At 35.4% G+C, this 21,636-nt stretch carries 19 protein-coding genes and 4 pseudogenes; 7 read left to right on the forward strand and 16 right to left on the reverse strand.

Translation table 11 applies throughout. The features are described 5' to 3' along the window. Positions 1-48: 48 nt before the first annotated feature. The 5 genes and pseudogenes from AC1F25_RS05825 to AC1F25_RS05845 all read right to left on the reverse strand — a co-directional run bounded on the left by AC1F25_RS05825 (position 49) and on the right by AC1F25_RS05845 (position 3,297). Positions 49-801 (reverse strand): class II aldolase/adducin family protein, encoded by a 753-nt coding sequence (locus tag AC1F25_RS05825; protein ID WP_002291817.1) that lies wholly within the window; start codon positions 799-801, stop codon positions 49-51. Between the two features lie 13 nt (positions 802-814). Then, complete coding sequence (locus tag AC1F25_RS05830) at positions 815-1,075, reverse strand: hypothetical protein (protein WP_002309652.1); 261 nt, start codon at positions 1,073-1,075, stop codon at positions 815-817. Positions 1,076-1,096: 21 nt separating this feature from the next. Beyond that, positions 1,097-2,457: pseudogene (locus AC1F25_RS05835) on the reverse strand (PTS galactitol transporter subunit IIC). 70 nt (positions 2,458-2,527) lie between these two features. Continuing rightward, on the reverse strand, positions 2,528-2,827 hold the full coding sequence (locus tag AC1F25_RS05840) for a PTS sugar transporter subunit IIB (RefSeq protein ID WP_002291814.1): 300 nt from the start codon (positions 2,825-2,827) through the stop codon (positions 2,528-2,530). A gap of 11 nt (positions 2,828-2,838) precedes the next feature. Continuing rightward, entirely contained in the window at positions 2,839-3,297 is a 459-nt protein-coding gene (locus tag AC1F25_RS05845; RefSeq protein WP_002309655.1) for a PTS sugar transporter subunit IIA, read from the reverse strand. A 221-nt stretch (positions 3,298-3,518) separates the two neighbouring features. Here AC1F25_RS05845 and AC1F25_RS05850 point away from each other — a divergent pair, with 221 nt between their 5' ends. Both AC1F25_RS05850 and AC1F25_RS05855 read left to right on the forward strand, forming a co-directional pair. Then, on the forward strand, positions 3,519-4,310 hold the full coding sequence (locus AC1F25_RS05850; RefSeq protein WP_002309656.1) for a DeoR/GlpR family DNA-binding transcription regulator: 792 nt from the start codon (positions 3,519-3,521) through the stop codon (positions 4,308-4,310). After that, positions 4,276-5,229 (forward strand): 1-phosphofructokinase family hexose kinase, encoded by a 954-nt coding sequence (locus tag AC1F25_RS05855; RefSeq protein ID WP_002309657.1) that lies wholly within the window; start codon positions 4,276-4,278, stop codon positions 5,227-5,229. Before AC1F25_RS05850 ends, AC1F25_RS05855 begins: the two co-directional genes overlap by 35 nt. Positions 5,230-5,572: 343 nt before the next feature. On the opposite strand, the gene AC1F25_RS05860 is transcribed toward AC1F25_RS05855, so the two are convergent. From AC1F25_RS05860 to AC1F25_RS05870, 3 genes are all read right to left on the reverse strand, one after another. Further along, entirely contained in the window at positions 5,573-6,595 is a 1,023-nt protein-coding gene (locus AC1F25_RS05860) for an LLM class flavin-dependent oxidoreductase (RefSeq protein WP_479994326.1), read from the reverse strand. 343 nt (positions 6,596-6,938) lie between these two features. Next, positions 6,939-8,498: a BglG family transcription antiterminator gene (locus AC1F25_RS05865; RefSeq protein ID WP_479994327.1), complete on the reverse strand. Its 1,560-nt coding sequence runs from the start codon at positions 8,496-8,498 to the stop codon at positions 6,939-6,941. 522 nt (positions 8,499-9,020) lie between these two features. Continuing rightward, the gene (locus AC1F25_RS05870; RefSeq protein WP_002309671.1) at positions 9,021-9,374 is read right to left on the reverse strand and encodes a DUF7006 family protein; all 354 of its coding nucleotides are present in this window, start codon (positions 9,372-9,374) and stop codon (positions 9,021-9,023) included. Positions 9,375-9,808: 434 nt separating this feature from the next. Here AC1F25_RS05870 and AC1F25_RS05875 point away from each other — a divergent pair, with 434 nt between their 5' ends. Beyond that, positions 9,809-11,026 carry an IS110 family RNA-guided transposase gene (locus AC1F25_RS05875; RefSeq protein WP_479994328.1) on the forward strand — a complete coding sequence of 406 codons (1,218 nt, stop codon included), beginning with the start codon at positions 9,809-9,811 and terminating at the stop codon, positions 11,024-11,026. A 552-nt stretch (positions 11,027-11,578) separates the two neighbouring features. On the opposite strand, the gene AC1F25_RS05880 is transcribed toward AC1F25_RS05875, so the two are convergent. Next, positions 11,579-13,204 (reverse strand): acyltransferase family protein, encoded by a 1,626-nt coding sequence (locus AC1F25_RS05880; protein ID WP_479994329.1) that lies wholly within the window; start codon positions 13,202-13,204, stop codon positions 11,579-11,581. A gap of 905 nt (positions 13,205-14,109) precedes the next feature. On the opposite strand from AC1F25_RS05880, the gene AC1F25_RS05885 reads away from it, so the two are divergent. The 3 genes and pseudogenes from AC1F25_RS05885 (at position 14,110) to AC1F25_RS05895 (ending at position 15,793) form a co-directional block, all read left to right on the forward strand. Continuing rightward, the gene (locus AC1F25_RS05885; RefSeq protein WP_002292451.1) at positions 14,110-14,871 is read left to right on the forward strand and encodes a formate/nitrite transporter family protein; all 762 of its coding nucleotides are present in this window, start codon (positions 14,110-14,112) and stop codon (positions 14,869-14,871) included. A gap of 364 nt (positions 14,872-15,235) precedes the next feature. Beyond that, positions 15,236-15,430 carry a hypothetical protein gene (locus AC1F25_RS05890; RefSeq protein WP_431392783.1) on the forward strand — a complete coding sequence of 65 codons (195 nt, stop codon included), beginning with the start codon at positions 15,236-15,238 and terminating at the stop codon, positions 15,428-15,430. Positions 15,431-15,493: 63 nt separating this feature from the next. Further along, positions 15,494-15,793: pseudogene (locus AC1F25_RS05895) on the forward strand (hypothetical protein). Between the two features lie 95 nt (positions 15,794-15,888). Here AC1F25_RS05895 and AC1F25_RS05900 read toward each other — a convergent pair. The 3 genes from AC1F25_RS05900 to AC1F25_RS05910 form a co-directional block, all read right to left on the reverse strand. Further along, positions 15,889-16,296, reverse strand: a complete 408-nt coding sequence (locus AC1F25_RS05900) for a GNAT family N-acetyltransferase (RefSeq protein ID WP_002309676.1) — start codon at positions 16,294-16,296, stop codon at positions 15,889-15,891. A gap of 232 nt (positions 16,297-16,528) precedes the next feature. Beyond that, positions 16,529-17,239, reverse strand: a complete 711-nt coding sequence (locus AC1F25_RS05905) for an L-ribulose-5-phosphate 4-epimerase (protein ID WP_167779501.1) — start codon at positions 17,237-17,239, stop codon at positions 16,529-16,531. Next, positions 17,229-18,050: an L-ribulose-5-phosphate 3-epimerase gene (locus tag AC1F25_RS05910; protein ID WP_479994330.1), complete on the reverse strand. Its 822-nt coding sequence runs from the start codon at positions 18,048-18,050 to the stop codon at positions 17,229-17,231. Before AC1F25_RS05910 ends, AC1F25_RS05905 begins: the two co-directional genes overlap by 11 nt. Positions 18,051-18,116: 66 nt before the next feature. Between AC1F25_RS05910 and AC1F25_RS05915 the strand changes: the two genes are divergently transcribed. After that, positions 18,117-19,076, forward strand: a complete 960-nt coding sequence (locus AC1F25_RS05915; protein ID WP_002336308.1) for an IS30 family transposase — start codon at positions 18,117-18,119, stop codon at positions 19,074-19,076. Between the two features lie 9 nt (positions 19,077-19,085). On the opposite strand, the pseudogene AC1F25_RS05920 reads toward AC1F25_RS05915, so the two are convergent. The 4 genes and pseudogenes from AC1F25_RS05920 to AC1F25_RS05935 all read right to left on the reverse strand — a co-directional run. Further along, positions 19,086-19,154 (reverse strand): annotated as a pseudogene (locus tag AC1F25_RS05920) (ribulose phosphate epimerase); the annotation flags it as partial. 4 nt (positions 19,155-19,158) lie between these two features. Beyond that, positions 19,159-19,796: pseudogene (locus AC1F25_RS05925) on the reverse strand (3-keto-L-gulonate-6-phosphate decarboxylase UlaD). Between the two features lie 14 nt (positions 19,797-19,810). Then, positions 19,811-20,110 (reverse strand): PTS sugar transporter subunit IIB, encoded by a 300-nt coding sequence (locus AC1F25_RS05930; protein WP_002292382.1) that lies wholly within the window; start codon positions 20,108-20,110, stop codon positions 19,811-19,813. 41 nt (positions 20,111-20,151) lie between these two features. Beyond that, a complete protein-coding gene (locus AC1F25_RS05935; protein ID WP_002309680.1) occupies positions 20,152-21,636 on the reverse strand; it encodes a PTS ascorbate transporter subunit IIC in 1,485 nt (494 codons plus the stop codon).

A 21,636-nucleotide genomic window follows, 5' to 3' on the forward strand; every position in this document is an offset into this window, starting at 1 on the left:
CAATCTGGATCATAGTGTGTGAAAGTCGTAGTTTTTTTGCCAGATAGGTTAGTCTCCGCTAGCTGTAATAACAGATTTATTATAAATAGCCGTTTTATGTTTCAAATCTTCCAATCTACCGATTTTCTCACCTTTCGAATAAAACCCATCAGTAATCCCTAGTGCTTGGAAAATCGTCTGTTTATAAGCGATTTCTGCATTCCATTCGACTGTATCAAGGATTTGCAGTGCTTTATGGATAGCTTCGATTCCTGATTCTCCACCTGTGTTGATCAATACGCCATGTGAATTGAGTAATAACATATGGGGCAACTCTAAATCATGTGTTTTTACATAATCGCTTGTCAATTCAGCAAGTTCTTCAGAGCAATTAGGCTCAAAGTCCATGACAGGAATCTCTTTTACTTTAGCTGTGGCTTCTGTCAAATTAGGCATAGGCAACCCAGTAGTCGCCCAGAACATTGCATTAGGCGCATGTGCATGCAAGACAGCTTTGATTGCTGGATTAGTCTCGTACATCGCTTCATGCATATTGATTTCACGAGTTAAATGACCGACTCCATCAACGATTCTACGCGTTCTTGGTTCTACTACTAGAACTTGTGCAGGAGAAATCTCTCCAAGATAGGCTTCTGACATCATGGTCGGTGTCATGATAATGTAGTCTTTTCCTTGATCATCAGTGGTTTTAAAGGAAAAATTCCCTCCTGCGACATTTGTATTTTTCCTTTCGAAAATCACTCTTACGATACGTGCCATGTCCTGTCGTTCTCTCTCAAATAACATACGTCCATCTGACATAATGACCCCTCCATTATCTTTTTATAAAACTTTTTTCTCTCAATATTTCTTTGGTAGCTTCTTTTATTTTCATTGATTCTTCTATTTTCTGTTTTCTTTTTTCATCGTACTCTCTGAATAAAACGTGATTTCCATATTTATAGATCACTAGTGCGAAAAAAATGACCAATAGATTGATGATGATATTCTGAGTAAAGAGTCCATATAGAAATAGCAGAAGTGTACCACAAAGAACGACTGTCCATTTTATTTTTTCTATCTCTTCTCTTTTCATTGCTTTCCCACCATTTCGATGCTATTTTTGCAGTTCAGCATAACGTTCGCTCGGGACTTTCGCTTTTATCATATATTTATAAAGTAGAACAAACAATCCTAGAAAAATTACGCATCCTACAATAGCGAGAATATTTCTATTAAATGCCTCCGCAAATAAAACCCTGAACTCCGGCCCTTCTATTGATGACCATGTGATCAACTGTCCTTTCTTGATTCCCTCAACTGCTCCGCTTTTTTCTGCTAAATCACTGAGTATTGGCGCAAGATAAGTGGCACCGTACAAATAAATAGGCATCGTGAGGATTCCCAGGATCAGCATACGAGCCAAGTTTCCTCCTGTTAGAAGCAATCCGCCGACCGCAATCGAATAGTTGATGATCCCTGCTAATGGTAATACTTGGTTTCCTGGCAAAATAATAGCATAACCGATAAACACAGGAACAAGTAAAATAGCAGTAACCCAAATCTCTGAACGACCAGCTAATATCGGCCAGTCCAATCCAATATATACTTCACGATCCTTAAATCGCTTTTTCATAAATTCTGACATCGCGTCTGCTAAAGGAGACAAAGATTGCATGAACATTTTAGAGATCATCGGGAACAGACTTAATGCAGTCGCAGTCTGTACTGCCAGATTAAGAGAACCTGAGACACCGTACGCAGCAGTAAAGCCAAGTCCCAAGCCAATAATGAATCCCATTACAGAGTTTTCAGAGAAGATCCCAATTTTCTTCTTCAATGCATTCGTATCCGCTCGTTTATTCAATGCAGGTATTTTATCCATGATCATATTGAAAGGGAGCAACAAGACAGCGGCAGATGTCATAAAATGAGTCACTGTTACTAATGGAATCCCTGTGAGATCCTGTATATGCTTCTGAAACATATCACCAAGCTTTAATTCCAATATAACTTGAACCATTGCTGTAAGAAAGCCTGCAGCCAAACTACCAGAAACATAATAAACTAAATAAGCAGTTAAAGCTTTCCCCCAAACATTCCACATATCAACATTTAACGTCTTCGTCCAATTAAAAAGTAAGAGTACAAAATTGACCCCAATCGTTACTGCAAAGAATATAAAAGCGTAACTCCACGACCATGTGATGCTTGCTGCACCCGTCCACCCTAGATCGAGCGCCGGCAAACTGATTCCCGTATTTTTAGCCAATGCTTCAGATGCTGGACTTACTGCGTTAGACATATAGCCAATGACCATAGACATCCCGCTAAAAGCGATCCCTAAAGTCAATGCAGACATGAATGCTTTTTTAAATTTCATCCCTGCCATAATCCAAGTATCAAAATAATCAAAGGAACAAAAATAGCTGATCCTAAATTCAAAACATAATTGATCACGGTTTGGAAGACTTCCATAAATAAACCTTCTTTCTTTTGAAATATAGTAGAAAAACTACGAGACAATTTTTTATCCAACAATCCTCCTTTACTGTATTAACTCTTTGATACTGTCATAAATAGGTTCTACGCCCATTCCAGTTAAAAATGGAATTCCTGGAAATACTTCAATACCTAAATCTTTTGCTTGTTCAAGTACTTCATCATCAGGCTGTGCGACATACACATAGATTCCAGCAGTAGGAAGCTCATTTTGGATTGATTTGTAATCAACTGCTTCTACAGGAAATGTAATGCCATCATCTTCTAACATACTTTGGATCTTACTCGCGATTGTCTGACTCGTTGCTACGCCACTTCCACATGCGACAATTAACCGGTTCTTCATTTTTCTTCCTCCTAAATATAATTTGTAATAAGTTCGTATATTTTTTGCGGTGTTTCTTGTTTCTTATAATTTTCTACGAATGTTTCATCCATGAATAAATTCATAAACGCTTGAAGTAATCCTACTTGTTCTTTTGGTTCTTTGATTCCTAAAAAAAATAGATTTTCTACAGTCATTTCCTGATTATCCCCCATTTGATAAAAATAAATTGGGTTCTTCAGCTGCATAACAAAAACGAATGGCTTTTCGACATATTCACATTCCGAATGTGGCAGTGCAATATTTAAATACTTAGTAATCAATCCTGTAGGAAATTTTCTTTCTCTTGCAATTAGCCCATTCAAATAATTCTCATTGACGTACCCCATTTTTTCTAATCGTTGGGCAGCTATTAAAAAAGCTTCTTCTTTATTTTTTACGTCTACCGCTAATTGAATCAGACTAGGAACAAACATCTCTTTATATTCCATTTCTTCACCCTCTTTTTGATTAAGTTTGTTAATTTCGTGTTCTGCTAAGTTCATCTTTGTTTACAAGAATATTATATTTCTGTTAGTTAGTTTTGTCAACGCTTTCAAAAGAAATTTATTTTGTTAAATTTGATCTACTTGAAAATAAAATCGTTTATCTATATAATTAAGAAGAACAAAGTCGAACAAAACTTGACTTTTATGTTAAAGGAGTAATTTATATGTTGAAAAAAGAAAGACAAGAACGAATCATTACGTTATTAGAGAAAGATTTTTATTTAACTAATTCAGAAATCGCTAACAAATTAGGCGTATCAGAAATGACCATACGCCGAGATGTCACTGAATTAGCAAAAAAAAATAAAGTAAAAAAGCTGTATGGCGGCGTTGAACGAAAGGAACCTTATAATCGAGAACTATCGACTCAAGAAAAGATTGATACGAATGTAGCCGAAAAAAAATATATTGGTCAAGTCATGAACAGTATAATTCCGGATAATTCTACTATTTATGTAGGCGCCGGTACAACAATCCTGTATGCACTTCCTTTCATTCAAAAGAAAAATCTATTTGTAATTACAAATAGTTTGATTGCTTTCAACTATTTGAAGAATCATACTAGTTATCGGATTTTACTTACTGGTGGCGAATTTTCTCCTATTACAGAAGAGTTCATTGGGGAAGTTGCAGAAAGATCTTTTGAAAGTTTGAATGTCGATATCTCTTTCGCTGCAACAAATGGAATATTTGAAAACAATGTCACAACTGCTCAATTTATTGAGGGAAATATTCAAAATGCAGCGCTCAATGCAGCCAAAATCAAATGTATTGTTGCAGATTATTCAAAATTAAATAAATCAGATGTCTATACTTTTAGAAAATTAACCGATTTTGATTATCTAATAACCGATAATCATTTATCAGAACAAGATTTCCATCATTATTCAAAATACTTAACCATATTAAAGGAGCCAAAAAATGATACTGACAATCACGATGAACCCATCCATTGATTCCATTTATTTTACAAAACACTTTGAATTAGGTACGATGACACGCTTTGCTTCTCCGGTACGGTATGTAGGCGGCAAGGGAATCAATTGCGGACGAGCTTCTGCTTTACTAGGTTCATCAGTTATTTTAACGGGGTTTTTGGGCGGTTATTTTGGCGGTATGATTCAAGATATGCTGCAAAATGAAAATTTGTTTGATTTGCATTTTTTACCTATTGCAGAAGAATCAAGAGGTGCCGTCACCATCATGCATGATGGTGAAACGCAGACAGAGCTAGTGGAAGCTGGTCCTGAAATAGCAGATACTACTATCAAAAAATTAATGAATGATATCAAACAAATCAGCACAAATAATTACCTTTCAGTCATTACAATAAATGGTTCTGTCAACAATCAAGACCCCTTTTTGTATGCTAAATTATTACAATATATCAAAGAACAAATAGATCCTTCCATCTATATATTAATGGATATATCTGGACAACATCTCCGTGAAGTCTTAGCAAGTAAGTATAAACCGATGTTTATCAAACCTAATATCCATGAGTTTTCAGATATCATCCATCAAAAAATTACTAAAAAAAGCGATATAAAATACCATTTAAAAACAAATCCTTTATTTAAAGATATCGATGTTATCATGATTTCTTGCGGCTCGTATGGTGCAGTAGTCAAAGTAAAAGAAGAATTTTGGAATGTTGAGATCCCTAAGATTCCTGTCATTAATACAACAGGCTCTGGGGATGCCACTGTTGGAGGTTTTGCTCATTCATTAGAACAGAATTATCCTTTAAAAGAATGTGTAAGGTACGCAATGGCTTGCGGCATGTCAAATGCACAGCAATCAGAAGTCGGGAAAGTTATTCCAGCTGATGTAAAAAATCTAGCAAAAAGTATTAAAATCACAGAAATGAAATAAATAGTACAAAGTAAATAATTGTTTATATGAAATGAGACAAAAAAGAGCGTGAGACAAAAGTAAAAAACACTAATGATACCCTACAGATATCAACCGATTCTATCTACTAAACGGAGTATATCGAATATTTTCTAAATGATGAATAAACAAACAATTTTTTCATTTATCTTATTTTCATTGCTCAATGGAATATCCAAAATAAGTACCCCTATCTATATATTTATTCACAAAAAAACTCCAAAAGTCAGATTTTCAAGTCTAGCTTTTGGAGTTTGCTTTAAACTGATTATTAGAAGTGTTTATTTTTTCACTCAAGTATCCTGCACTTACAGAAATATCCTTTTTACCGCCAACCTAATTCTGGAGCGATATCTTTTACGATTGTTTCAAGCAAGTGCATGTTGTATTCTACCCCCAAAGTATTAGGAATCGTGACAAGTACTGTGTCTGCTTCTTTGATTGCTTCATCTTCAGCTAGCTCCTTGATTAATTGATCAGGTTCACCTACAAAAGTTTTTCCAAAAATCGTCGGGTTCCGATGATAAGCAAGATAGCCGACAGCATCTTGTTGCGGACTACCGTCTTGTCCAAATAAGCGTCGATCCAAATCAGTGGTGATTGGCTGGATCGAGCGAGTGACCAATGTTCTTGGTTCAAAATCATGACTTGTTTGCTTCCACGCTTCTTTATACGCACGTAATTGGTTTGCTTGTTGGATATGGAACGGCTCATGGGATTCGTAATTGACTAATGTAGATGATTGCAGATTCATTCCATGTTGTGCTGCCCAGATTGCCGTTTGCTGTGAACCAGCTCCCCACCAGATTCTTTGTCGTAATCCTTCTGAATAAGGTTCGATCCGTAATTTTCCTGATCCTTGTGGGAACATTGGTTGAGGATTTGGTTCTGCAAATGATTTTCCTTCAAGTAATTCCAAGAATTCAAGGGTGCGTTCCCGTGTTACCTCTTTGATTTCTTCTTCACTGTAATCATAACCAAAGTATTTCCAGCCATCTAGGACTTGTTCAGGTGAACCACGCCCCACTCCTAGTTGCACTCTTCCTTGCGTGATGATATCTGTCAATCCGGCATTTTCTGCCATATAATAAGGGTTTTCATAGCGCATATCGATAAGTCCTGTACCGATTTCGATCTTATTCGTCTTTGCGCCGATTGCAGCTAACAAAGGAAACGGCGACCCAATCTGAGGGGCAAAATGATGTACGCGGAAAAACGCTCCGTCTACTCCAATTTTTTCTGCTTCCACTGCTAAATCGATTGATTGCAAATAAGCATCTTGAGCTGTTTTCACGAGTGATCCTTGCTCCATCCAATGTCCAAAGCTTAAAAAGCCGATTTTTTTCAAGGTAGTGACCTCCTCCAACCCTACAAAAATGGAAGGTTTTTTATTTTTAATATGAACTGATTCTACTACTTTTTTTCTTAAAAGACGAATAATTGTTCTCGCATCATATTCAAGAAACCTATTGGCTTACTATACCCCTACTTCCTTCATCATCTGCCATGTCTTAATCTCTTTTAATAGTCTTTCCCATCGTTGTTTTTTGACTCAAAATGATTGTTTCTAACCTGTATTTAAGGATGTGACACAACTTTGACCACATCCTCTTTTTTTTGTATTTAGTTTTCTACTTCTAAATAAATAGATAGAATTATTATAGATATAAAGGCAGTTTTTTAATATCTGCTTATTCATAACTAGACAACAAGGTTAAAATCTCTAGTGGATGATTGGATTGCATCAACTGTGCCATTTGTTCTGGTTGCTTTTCTAAATAGTGAATAACAGAAAAAATTTTTTTGAACTCTGCATGTTTCAAATCCTTTCTCTTTATTGCTAACAGCAGTACGATACGTATCTGTTCCCCATGCCATAGGATCGGTTCTTTCATTGTTGCAATAGAAATCATCGAATGTTTTACATACAGCGGATTACCGTGAGGAATCGTTACAAATGGTGCCACTCTAGTACTGGCGTGACGGTCTCGTTCCAAGACAGAATCGACGAATTCCGGCTCCACATAATGATGTTCTACTAAGACATTCCCCATAAAATTTAAAATATCTACTGGATCAGCCCATTCAAGATGAGGAAAGATCAAAAATGGATGAGTAAAGCTTGCTAGATCAAACGTTTTTTTCTTCTTGATAGGTACATGTTCCAGCATATATTTTGTCAGATAAGCCAGGTCAGTTTCTGTGATCATTGGTGAAATCTCGATTACTGGAATATTTGCATGTTTAAACGGTAATGTAGCTAAAATAAAATCAACAGGTGGAAAGTCTTCCCTCTCTAGTTCTGGCTTATATTCAATTAAATCTATAATCGTTAATTCCGGAAGTTCTCTGTTCAGCCGTGCTTCAAGAAAAGTAGCCATAGCTTTTGAATATTCACTAACTAAAACGGCTTGGTATCTTTTACTTTTCTGATGTTTGTGTCGCTCGATCGCCGCTTGGAAATGGATCGTTAAATAAGCTGTCTCATCTTGCGGAACATAAAAATTTTCTTTCTCAAAATAATCTTCTAGAATCAACTGTAAAACTAAAAAAAGTTGTGTGTACGTACTAAATACATTTTTCGTCAGTGGATTAGAAATCTGCAAGCCGTAATGGAGTCGAAAATAGGTCGAAGATAAATGAGACCTTAAGTTTTGTTTCAGTAACTGATCTTCTTTCAATGAATAACCTAAAAACTGCTCCACTTGTACAATCAAATGATCAGCAAGTGTACTAGATTCCTTTTGAAATCGTGTGGCTGCTTGTGAATTTGTAAAAAGATTGGCGATACGTAAAGCCAGATAATTGATTTCATCAGGAGAAAATTCAATTGGGTAAATAGTAGCTAACTTTGCTAAGATCTGACTACTTAACTGCTGTGCTTGGGTATGCTCAACGACTTCATTTTCGTCTTTACTTAATTTCACTTTCTGGTACTGTTTCATTCGCTCAAGCATAAAATAGATATGAATCTCTACACTAGTCAGTCCTCCTGGTTGTTCTAGATGATTTTCATAGAAAACTTCTTTTAATGTATGTTGGATGACTTTTAACGTATCTTTGGCAAAAAATTCTTTCAACGAAGGACTTTGTGGATCTTCTTTCTGCATATTGCGTAGCGTCTTAACAAGGAGCTGTCTTTTTTCTTGTTCATCGCCTTTAAGAAAAGTGCCAAGTTTTGTTTTGGATACTAGCTGTAAATGATGGTACTCAAAAAAGCTTTTCAGCTCTGTCAATTTATGATTTGTCAAATTAAGCTAGAATAAAAATAAAAACATCTTTTCATTTTGAGTTATTAACGGAGATGTAAATGATTAACAATATGTAATTTAATTTTTTATTCCTGCATTAAGATAATTTGATTGTTAATTAAAACAAACGTAAATTCGTTATTTTAATTCCTATTTATTGTGAACATATCCAATTTTTAACACATAGATATTTGTATAAACATTCTATGAATGCGCTTGTATTTAATTTAGAAAGTGTTACTATCTATTTAGGCAAATTTTTGCTAATATTTTGTTTTTTCATTTACCATCTGTAGAAATCATTTAATGATTTCTATCTTCTCCTTCCAACTTTTTTGATGATGCATCATAAATTAACAGTGCATTATCCATCTTTTCCATATTAAAAGAACTAAGAGTCAAGACATCATCTTGATTCTTAGTTCTTTTATTTCTTCTAGAAAATAATTGTTAGCAATATAGTTTATATTTTTAAATACTAAACCAGTAGCTTCTAGTTGCTTTCCTGCTTAATAGTCCATATTACTCAACGTAAAAAATAATTGATTGTGGACATTGCTCATCCACTTTATATCCACAACTTTCTTTATAATAGGTATGATAATCACTCTCTATCATATTAATTAACTCTTTTCCCCCGCAAAATTCTTCAATATCTAAATTAATAAATTCCTCCAAAAGGGAAAGCTTAGAGTCAATCGAAAGCATTTTAGGTAATATAGTCCAAAAATCATTATCATCATTTTTACGTAGTGTATAATATGTTTGCTTTTCTAGATTTAATACATAATTATATGCATCATAATCTCCCTTTTTTTCAAAAAAATTTTTCATATTTAAAAATCTACTCACAAATTTTTTCTTGAAATTATTCATTTTCTCACCTCTATTTATTCTTTTACTTGTCCACAGCATAACTGTTGAATAGAGTAACTAAATTCAAAAGCTATTATAGTATAAAAATACACTTTTTGTTGTTCAAATTTTTCATCTAATCTGTGCAGTAATTTTGAACTCTATATTTTTTGATATTTAATGCTTAAGCAATCATTTAAAACATACTAAGATTAGAGGGGAACATCATTGACGAATGATGTTCTCCTCTATTTTCTATTTTTAGATTATAGTGAAGAGTGAAAGAAAGTTCGAACAAAGCCTTGAGGACTACGAGTTCCTATCAAAAACCGAACTTCTTTACTGTCATTTTAGAATCAGGTTTACGTATGTTGGGGCCATGAGCCCGTGTATAGGAAATTGGAATCGAAATGAAGCAGTAAAGTTCTTTCAAAACTTAAAAAGGAGGAAAACAAATGCCTTACATTCTTGCATTAGATGTTTCAATGGGACACAGCTACAGTGTCCTATACAAAGACGACACCTGCTTATTTGAAGACGAGATCGAACACACTCAAAGAGGATTTCATGCATTACTCGAAGAGATCCAGCACTTGCCTGAACGTCCATTGATTGTTTTTGAAGCAACGGGGATTTATTCCAGACCAGTCGAAAAGTTCTTTCAAGATCATCACTTTTCTTACTGTTTGTTAAACCCGTTAGAAGCGAAAAAGCAGATGGAAGAAAACACCTTACGCAGTTGGAAAACAGATAAATCGGATGCCCACCGGCTCGCACAGACTCATCTTAAAAATCAACGTCAGCCAAAAGAAGTACAAAGCAATTTTTACTTAGAGATGCGCGATTTAGCCCGTTTTTATCAAGAAATTGAGAAGAAAATCACTCGTCTGCGCATGGATTTACACAACTGCCTTCAATTGACTTTTCCAGAGCTTGAACAGTTCTTTTCAAACAGGCTGACCCCTTACGCATTGACATTGATCCGTCTTTTTCCCCATCCAGATTTTGTATTGGCATCTACTCGGACAAAAATAAAAAATAAACTGATCAACGAAACACGGAAAAAAATCTCCGCGAATCGTGCCGAGCAAAAGGCAGATCAAATCATCCACTATGCACAGTGTGCCTATCCAGCTGTTGAAAAAGACAGTATCCACTGTCAAAAAACGATCTATTACTCCGAACTTCTCCAAGATTTACTCGAACAAAAAGAAGCACTGGCGACACAAATGATCAAAAAAGCCGAAGGCTCTCCTTGCTTTTTGTTGTACCAAACGTTCCCTGGGATTGGCGCACTCACAGCCGCTTTATTGCTCGGTGAATTAGGAGATATCACACGATTTAAAACCCATAAACAATTGAATGCTTTTGTCGGAATCGACATCCGACGGTATCATTCAGGTAAGTATACTGGCCAAAACCGCATCAATAAGCGTGGTAATCCCAAAGCACGGAAAATTATTTTCTTCACCATTCGAAATATGATTCGCCAGCAACGCGCAGCTCCTAATCATATTGTCGATTATTACTACAAATTAAAAAAGCAACCTATCCCTAAGAAAGAGAAGGTTGCCACAGTTGCTTGTATGAACAAGCTTCTGAAATGTATGCACGCTATGGTTAGGGCACATACAGAGTACGACTATGCGTACGCGGTCTCAGTGGACCATTAACTAAACCACTTACAGTATACCACTTCTTTGCCCAGATCGAAAATTTTTTTACGAACGGGGCTTTATTTGGTGTGCCTTGATTTTGTCGCTTTCGTTACGAGCTATTTTTCTTGCACCTTTTACTTGACTAATCGTAGGAAAAAGGCTGTGACACGTCTTTTGTCACAGTCCCTTCTAACATTATATTACTATTATTTATTCACTGCATCTTCTTAAGAATAAAACATACTTGATCGTTTGTTTCTTTACTAACAGCCTTCTTTACTTGGTTCCTACGATCCTTAATTTTATCTAAGCTGATTGCTTGTAACCATAAAACTTCGATCAGAACATACATCCTAGTATTGTCGTCTCGCTCATGTTCTGTATAACAAAGAGGATAAATCCAAAGCGATTTCTTTCCAAGAAGCTCTCAGTTAACGACCTCGATCATCTCTTTTTTACCACGAATATTAAAAATTTCCTCCTCTTAAACACCGTTTATCATATGAAGTATTTTTTATTTAAATTGATTCATAGGAAAAAGTAAGGTTAACACATGTAATCACTACCTTATTGAATAACTGAAGCAATATACTTTGCATAAGCTGTACGTCCACTTTCATTCAAATGGGTTTCATCATCATAAAAAAACTCAGGATGGTTTTTACTTTCACTATACCAATCGATCATCGTTATATTAGAATACTGATTTGGCAATTTAGCTAATGTGGCATTTATCGTATCTTGCCAGCCAGTCGGAGCTTTTATATTTACCCAGTACACTTTTTTATCTTTGAGCAAAGACATGGTTTGTTCTATAGCATCATCTGTTAACACACCATTGGTTCCTAACCCGATCACTATTTGTCGGTAAGAAACTAAATCTTTATGCTCCTTTAAGATTTCTGGTAACGCAGTGATTTGTCTTGACTCTTTTGCGTCTACCAATGCTTCTTTTGGAAAAGTCTCTTTCAGTTCCTGATACGCCCCCAGCATAACAGAATCTCCGATAAATAATATTTTTTTCTCTTGTGACAACTGATTTTCTCCTGCACTTGCTTTACTAGAATTTTCTTTTAATAAACTTTGCAACTGATTTTGGTCAGCAGTCAACCGATTGGCTGGAGCACGTAATACCAGTACAGAAACTCCGATCATCATTAGTGCCATAGCTGTCCAAATTTTGGGTGATCTCATCTTCTGCACTCCTTTTCTAAAGAAAGTAATCATGAGTAATGTACACAAAAACACAGTGAATAAACTTGCGATATCCAAATATTTCAAATGATAATGTTTGAATAGATTTGTCAGAGCAATCAATACTGGAAAATGCACCAAATAAAGCTCATAACTGATTTTTCCTACAAAAGAAAGTTTTGTACTAGCGATTTTGGTTTTTTTTGCAATATTTACATCATCGACACTGGCTAACAATAAAGCAAAACAAATACTGATCAGTAGTTCATTTAGTGTATAAGGAAAAATCGGGAACAGAATCAGACAAAGACTAGCTAGTAATAAAAGCCAGATTTTACTAAAAGTGTTTTGTTCAAAGAAACGGCCAATAGTTATTCGATTAAAATACCCCCAAACTCCTAATAAAAATGGAAAAAGTTTAGCCACCGTATGATAATATGCCTTAGCTGAAGGTAAAAACAAACTAAAAAGAATAGAAACAAAAATCAATGTATAGATTAAGTAAAACACTTGTTTTCTCCTCATACGTTTAATGACAATAAACAAAAATGGCCAAATCAAATAAAATTGTAGCTCAACGGAAAGCGACCAATAATGTTTAAATAAAGAAGCATTAAAGTAAGAGTCGAAATAAGATACGCCTTGATTCAGCTGCCACCAATTGTTATAGCCAAAAATCAAACTAGGTAGCTCACTACGAATATTTCCTATCAATCGAATGTTGCTGATCCCCAGTATGAAAATGGATACGACCAAAGAAAACAGTAAAAATGGATAAATACTTTTGATACGCTTATAGTAAAAATGTAGAAAACTGAATTGTCTGTTTTTTTCATCTCTTATCGTATTTTTAGCCATTAAAAAACCAGAAACCACAAAAAAGATCGTTACTCCTTGCAATCCGCCTGGTAGCTTACTATTTGGCAAATGATAAAATATCACTGCTAAAACAGCTATGCCTCTAAAACAATCGATTTCCTTTGAATATATTTTTTTCATGTATCATCAACTTCCTTCTCTTCATGGCATTTTTTAATCAAACATATTCTTCCGTATCTATTTTTTCATTTTTCTATTCATTTCACCTTGTTTTGTAAATTAACAGTTAAAAGTATCTAAAATGTATCTTTTCCCTATCAATACTCGTTGAACACAAAAAACATGAACATAAAATATCCGATTAATTATTTGTGCGACAAAAAAAGGTGGTGACAAAGATATGTCACCACCTCAGACTGTAGACAAAGAAAAAAATTTCTTTGTTCTACAGTTTTTTTGTTTATTCTCACTTACCTAGCACCACGTATAACATACTATAGCAATCATCATCCCGCTTCTTTGTCTTTTGAAATACTACGTTATTTCTTTTTATTAACGAAAAATAAGAGCACTAAACAGACCAAAATAGTTATGACCCTCAACGCGGGAGTAAACAGCAAGGCTATCATTAAATTAGCAAGTTCTCTGACGATTGAGGAATTTGATTCATATAATGCGAATAAAGATTATGCAAATAAATTCACATGTCTATAAACAAATTCTGTAAATAAATATGCAGATAACCCTAAACCAATTATGGTGATATTTTTTCTCTCCTATAATAATTTTTTCAGTTATTCATTTCCTTTTTTATAAAAAATGTAGATTGTTTTAAAGTAATAATATACTATAATTTCAAGAAAATTTACAGGAAATTTGATAACTGATATTATTTACTTTTTGACCACCATATACATAACTTTTATTTTTGTTTCTTTTTTAGAATCCAATGTGATTAAATAAAAATTTTTACAATAATATGCACATATAAATAATAAGATGATATAATCAACAAGAAAAATGTGAATTTTTTCACTATACTTTATCACATGAAAATTCATTAAGAAAGTAGGCGTCGAAGTATCATGCACACACCAGAAGAAATTATGGAAATCAGTATTCATCTTGGAGCAAAAAAAATACAGAAACCTATCTTAGCTAAACTGATTTTAGGGTTTATCGGAGGAGCCATGATTTCTCTAGGTTATTTGGCATACGTACGGGTCTCTGCTTCTATCCCAGAATCTATGGCTAGCTTGACTAGTTTAGTTGGTGCCTCGGTTTTCCCTATCGGTCTGCTGGTCATCCTTCTTGGCGGTGGTGAATTGATCACCGGAAATATGATGGCTGTGGCGATTGCCTTTATGGATAAAAAAGTCACATTCTCACAGCTAGTTAAGAATTGGTCAGTGATTACTTTTGCAAATATTATTGGGGCAATTTTCGTAGCCTACTTCTTTGGACATTTTGTTGGTTTAACTCATTCAGGTGTCTATCTCGACCAAGTGATCCATATTGCTGATCATAAAATCGCTGTTTCTTGGTGGCAAGCATTAGGGTCTGGAATAGGTTGTAATTGGTTTGTTGGTTTAGCATTATGGTTATCATATGGGGCAAAAGATGCGGCCGGCAAAGTATTAACGATTTGGTTTCCAGTCATGATTTTTGTGGCAATCGGTTTCCAACATAGTGTGGCCAACTGTTTTGTGATACCTGCTGCCATATTTGAAGGTCAAGCGACTTGGTTAGAATTTCTCTCGAATTTTATCCCTGTTTATATTGGAAATATCATTGGCGGAGCTATTTTTGTTTCAGGTTTTTATTACGTTAGTTATAAACATCATTGAAAGAGCGTGGGACAAAAGTAAAAGAACACTTTTGTTTCACGCTCTAAACACGTATAAACGGCGGAAGCAGAAGCAAATCCTTCGGAAATAAGCTGAAATTCACAAAAATTTGAAAAGCAATTTTCATGAATTCCTTCTTATTTCTTGGAGTTAAACGCTTCTGTCCCAGCCTCTCTTTTTATATACTATTTATATTTTAAGAACAATAGCTTTTTATTATATGTATTATTCAAATTAGTTATATCGAGTGAAAAAAACTTTTAAATTGATTCTTTTTATTTATCATAAAGATATAGATACATAATCATTTTCGCTTACATATATTTGAATATGAACTAAAAACAGCAAGAAAGAAGATGATCAAATGTATTATGTAGAAGTAAAAACAAAAGGTGTCAAAAACAAACAATATGTGAAAGGTATCAGTAACGAATATCCTTTACTTGGTTCATGGAAAGAAGCAGCTCCTTTTTCCAAATCATGTGCCATAAAAATAAAGAGCGAGCTGGAAAAAGAACTGACTTGCGGCAAAGCGGTTGTAACCATCATCGAAAAGTAACAGTGCAAAAACTAATGAATGACTTATTTCAACACTTTAAGCCGTATAGAAAGGAAGCAAAATATGGATTATACTGTTGAGTTTGACAGTGAACTATTGGAACAATTTCCGCAAGAGGTACATCTCGCATACAAAAAAACTATTTCTAAAAAAGTCATAGAGCATGTAGACCATAATTTTTTTCGTATAAAACCAGTATGAACACGCTCGGCAAAGGAAATATATGAAATGAAAGTCAATATTGATAAAAAAAATTATCGTATAGCATTTACTTTTAAAAAAAATCATGTATTCATTTTTTATATTAGTCCAAATGTACAAAAAATAGTATTTGATAAAGAAGTGAATAAAAAAATAAAATAAACGAGGAATGGAGGATAGATTGAGTGATACTTGAATCTATCCTCCAATTTTTTTTTACGTTATATATAGTATTTGCCATTACCAAAAAGTCCCTCTTATCTTCTAGTATCCTTTATATAAGAAACAGCATCCATTTCTTTTACTTGAACAAACCCTACTGATTCATAAAATTTTTTTGTTTTCTCAGTATCATCTGTCAATAATTCGATTTGGACTGGTCCATAACTGGTGATCTTCTCCAAAACTTCATTCAAAAGTGCTTTTCCTATTCCTTGGCGCTGATACCTCGGATGAATGAGGATATCTTGAATAAATGCGATCGTCGCACAATCAGTGATCCAACGAACGACTCCGATAATCTTCCCTTCTCCATTACGCTTTATCAGAGATTCAGATTGTTCAAATGCCTTCTCTAACCTTGCAGTGTCTTTTGTGTAATGCGTCCAACCAACGCTCTTATATAATTCAGAAATCTCATCAATCATAAGGGAATCAACATTCATTTTTTTCTTCCTTTCTTATACAATTCTCCCTATAATAATACAATTCTTTGACTATTTAATCTATCACATATAACTCTCCTGTAAAGATTCTCTCGATTCCTTAAAATTCCTCTTTCCTTTTAGAATGCACCCTTTTTGATAAATAAAAAAGGTTGTGATAAATTTTCTTCACAACCTCTGTTTCTCTCTATCAAGTATTATCTTTTAATTTTCTACCCTTACCCTAGCATCTCTATTGCCCATAGTATGCATGCTTTCCGTGTTTTCGAAAATAATGTTTATCTAGCAAATATTGTGGGATTTCACATATATTTGGGTTGATCAACTTGTTTTCTTTAGCCATCAAACAAATTTCATCTAAAATCAGGCTATTTTCTACTGCTTCTATAGGTGAGCGCCCCCAAGTGAATGGTCCATGTCCATAGACAAGTACTCCAGGGACTTCGTTTGGCTCTAATTTTCTTTCCTTAAATGTCTCGACAATCACATTCCCTGTATGAACTTCGTAAGCTTCTTTTACTTCTTCTTTCGTCAATTGGCGTGTACAAGGAACCTTACCATAAAAAGCATCAGCATGGGTCGTGCCATAAGCTGGCAAATCTCTGCCTGCTTGCGCCCACATGACAGAGTGAGTAGAATGAGTATGAGTAACAGCAGTTACATCTTCAAAAGCTTTGTATAAAACAACATGGGTAGGCAGATCTGAAGATGGTTTTAAGCTGTCTTCTTCTATTATATTTCCTGACAAATCTGTTACAACCATTTGATCTGCTTGCATGCGTTCATATCGGACACCGCTTGGCTTAACAACGATGACTCCTAGCTCACGGTCCACTTCACTCACATTGCCCCAAGTCAATTTGACTAATCCGTATTGCGGCAATGCCAGATTTGCTTCAAAGACACGTTGCTTCATTGCTGCAATTTTTTCTTCACAAGACATCATAGCCAGCCTCCTTCAATTTAGAACTTAAGTAGTCTTTTGCCTGCTGGATTTCTCTTCGAAAATCTTGACTTTTTTCACTCCACATTTCGATCAGGAATGTTCCATCATAATCTAGACGTTTCAAATGTCTCAATAATCCAAGAAAGTCAACGCATCCGTTACCAAAAGGAACATCTCGAAACTGTCCTGAATATTCTTTTGTTACAGGATACGTGTCTTTTAAGTGGATAGCAGTGATATAATCGATTCCTTTCTCAAGTTCTCGAGCCGGATTATTTTCCGGCCATGCGGACAAATTGCCTAGGTCTGGATATACTTGTAGAAAAGGGGAACGAATCTGTTCTTTGATTTCTAAAAATTTTGAAATGGAGTTCATAAATGGGTCATCCATGATTTCCACGGAAAGAATGATGCCATATTTAGAGGCTTCCTTTACACTTTCTTTTATTCCTTCGATAAAGTCTTCTCTGGAATTCATTGATTTCTCTTCATAATAAACGTCATATCCAGCTATTTGGATTACTTTGACGCTTAAATTATGCGCCAAATGGATTGCTTTTTTCATTAGTTGTTTCGCTGCTTTTTTCTTTTCTGGATCAGCAGAACCAAACGGAAATCGCCGATGCGCACTTAAACAAATCGAATGGATACGTACTCCAGAGCTAAACATCTCTTCTCTCAGCTCAGCTATCTTTTTTTCAGACCAATCTAATCGTGCTAACCGCTCATCCGTCTCATCAATCGACATCCCGATAAAATCGAAGTCCATTTCTTTTACAAGCGCCGATTGTAAAATTAAGCTAGACAACTAAAAAAGTCATTTGTGCTACACTCAAAATAGTTCCGACCAAAGAATTATAAGGAGTGAGTACAAATGACCTATACCCATCTTACAACGGATGAACTTGTAATAATAGAGTCTTATTTCAAAATTAATCAATCTGTTGCTAAAACTGCCCATTGCTTGAATCGTTCAAGACAAACGATCCATAAAGTATATCTGTTCTTCAAGCAAGGAAAATCAGCCTTAGAATATTATCAACAGTATAAGAAAAACAAATCAAACTGTGGTAGACGTCCGCTTGTTTTACCCGAGGAACAATCAGAATATATTCAAAGAAAGGTTGTTCAAGGATGGACACCCGATGTGATTGTTGGTCGTGCAGCGTTTCCTATTAGTTGTTCTGCTCGTACCATTTATCGTATGTTCAAAAAGGGGCTATTTGATTCTTCTGACTTACCGATGAAAGGCAAGCGTAAACCGAATGGACATCAAGAAAGACGTGGAAAACAAACTTTCCGCCGCTCTATTCATGAACGTGAAAAGGATTATAGCCAATTCTCAAATGAGTTTGGTCACCTTGAAGGTGACACTATCGTAGGTCTGAAACATAAAAGTGCTGTAATTACCTTAGTTGAACGATTATCAAAAGTTATCATCACATTGAAACCGTGTGGTAGACAAGCGATTGATATTGAAAAAAAATTAAATCAATGGTTTGAATCTGTACCGAAAAACCTATTCAAATCCATCACTTTTGATTGTGGAAAGGAATTTTCAAATTGGAAACAGATCAGTAATGTCAATGATATTGCCATTTATTTCGCTGATCCAGGAACGCCGTCTCAAAGAGGCCTAAACGAGAATTCTAACGGATTGTTACGTAGAGATGGTTTATTGAAATCTATGGATTTCAATTCAGTAGATGAATTTTTTATTCAATCTGTCGCATCTAAACGAAATAATATTCCTAGAAAATCACTGGATTATCGAACACCTTTGGAAGTATTTTTGAGTTACGTAAGTATTGATGATCTGTCTAACTTAATTTGACAATTAAGAAAGGGAAAAACGTTCTTTCCATGAAATATCTTTGGGTAATGCTTTTTCATAAATCCCAATTTGAGCCATTTCCTTACCCCCAGATACGAATGATCTCATCTTTGAAACATTGTGCAGCCTTCATTGGATCTTCTGCTGCTGTAATCCCCCGACCCGCGATAAAGGTATACACGTTGATTCCTTCAAACAATTGTAATGTGTTTGGATTTAATCCACCAGTTACAGAAACATTGAAGCCTAGTTCAATCAGTTTGCTGACCTTCGATAAATCTTTTTCACCCCAAGCTTCACCAGATAAGAGCGCATCACGGCTTTGGTGGTAGATTACCTGTCGGATTCCGATGTTATACCAATCCTTGGCTTGCTCAAAAGTCCAATTGCCATAGAGTTCTACTTGTAATTCGCCTATCTCTTTTTGTGCTGCCTTCATCGTTGGCATTGTTGCACAGCAAATGACTGTCATCCAATCTGCTCCTGCAGTAGCAACATTTCTTGCTACTGTTCCTCCAGCATCTGCACATTTTGTATCAGCGACCAGTTTTTTTCTGGAAATATACTGTGAATACAGCGAATCGCTTTTTGTCCTTCCTGTAAGCAAAGGATCGTTCCCACTTCAATAATGTCTACTACATCACCGACTTTCATAACATCGCCTAATGCATGTTCTAAATCATTGTGATCTAACGCAATTTGCAGATTCGGCCTGCTCATCTTGGTTCCTTCTTTCACTTGTTTTTTTGATACCATGTTGTTTCAGCAAATTTTTCACTGATTTCTTTGGCGGACATCACATTTTTTATACCAATAACTGTAACGCCTTTTTTCTCTGCCTGAGTAAACATATTCAAAAAATTGACTGGTGTAAAAACGACATCATATTGACTCGCTGAGCTTTTCCCCTCTGAAATAGCACAATGATGAATCTTGGTAATTGGTATATTTAGTTCTTTCATTGCTTTTTCTACACTTCTCATCATCATCAAGCTGGTTCCTGATCCATTTGCACACGATACTAAAATTCTCATCCTAATCCCTCCATTATGAGTGTTGTCTAATCAGATTTCTTTTATGCTTTCTGCTTTTCTGCATATTTTTCATAATCTTCTACAATCAAGAAATACCCTTCAGGATTTTTCCGATATTGTAACTGCGGAATAGCCAATAGACCAATGACGACTACGGCGATTCCAGCATAACCTAGGACTTTCATGACTACTGTAAATAATGGCCAAGCTGTCGCCCAATCGAACATCCCGATATAACCACCGTATGTTGACATCCCGATCCATGTAGCGAATAATGCTGAACCGCCTACTTGTATGATTCCAGAAAGAAACGGGAATAGACAGGCAGCTTTGAATCCACCTCGGTTATTGGCATAAACTGCTATGACAGCATTATCAAAAAACAACGGAATGAAACCGGCTATGACGATCGTTGGCGATTTCAATAAAATCAGTAAACCAATCATCAAAAATTGACCCAAAGCACCGAACAAAAATCCAATCGTTACCGCATTTGGCGAACCAAAGCCAAAAGTAGCGGCTACATCGATTCCTGGAACAGCTCCTGGTAAAATCGTGTTTGAGATTCCTTGAAAAGATTGAGTTAGTTCATCGACGAAAGTCCGAACCCCTAATTGCAAGATTGCCAGATATACCGCAAAATTCAAGGAAGTCGTCATAATGTAGAATAAGAAACTCTGCCCCTCTTTCATGAATTGTGCTTGAATCAAATAATCTTTGCCTAGTACAAGCAGAATGATCCCAAAGAAAAATAGCATGAGCAACGAAGTAGCAACCATATTCTCATTAAATATCGACAGGAATCCTGGTAATTGGATATCTTCGATTTTCTTGTCTTGCTTGATCGATCGATTTTTCTTTTCATCCCGCTTTTTCATCCATTCAGCTAGTTTAGCAAAAATAAAGATTCCGAACATTTGCTGATGTGCCACCGCAAATCCGGCACCTTCTGTCAATTCCTGCGTGATCCCTACTGTTAAGTTAGAAGCTACTGCCCAATAACACCCTAAAATCAATCCCATAAATATCAATACTTGTATCCTGCCTAGATCAGGAAAACAAAACAGTAAAATCCAAAAAGCGGTAGCTGCTTGCTGGACCTGAACATTTCCGGTCGTGAAAACGGATCGCAGTTTCGTATATTTCTGAAAACGGACTAATAAAATATTTAAAACAAATGCAATCAGTAATAGAATCATCACATCTCCAAAGGTACGGCCAAATGTCTCCATTAATCCAGCATCCACAGCATTTTGTCCAAAATAAGGATCTGTAACCATAGCATCCAAATTAAACCGTTCTTTTAGTCCAACCAAGATTGGTCGAAAATTGTTGACCAAACCACCAGAGCCAACAGTCAAAATAAAGTAGCCAACCGTTGCCTTTAAGAATCCAGCGATGCATTCATGAAGCGGGCGTTTCAGCAAAATATAGCCTAATAACACGATAAAACCAATCAGGTACGCTGGCTGCGTCAAGATATTTGTTGCAAAATACGTCCAAATGCTTAACAAAAATTCCCCCAT

It is taken from the genome of Enterococcus sp. M-BR2 (genome assembly GCF_056612775.1).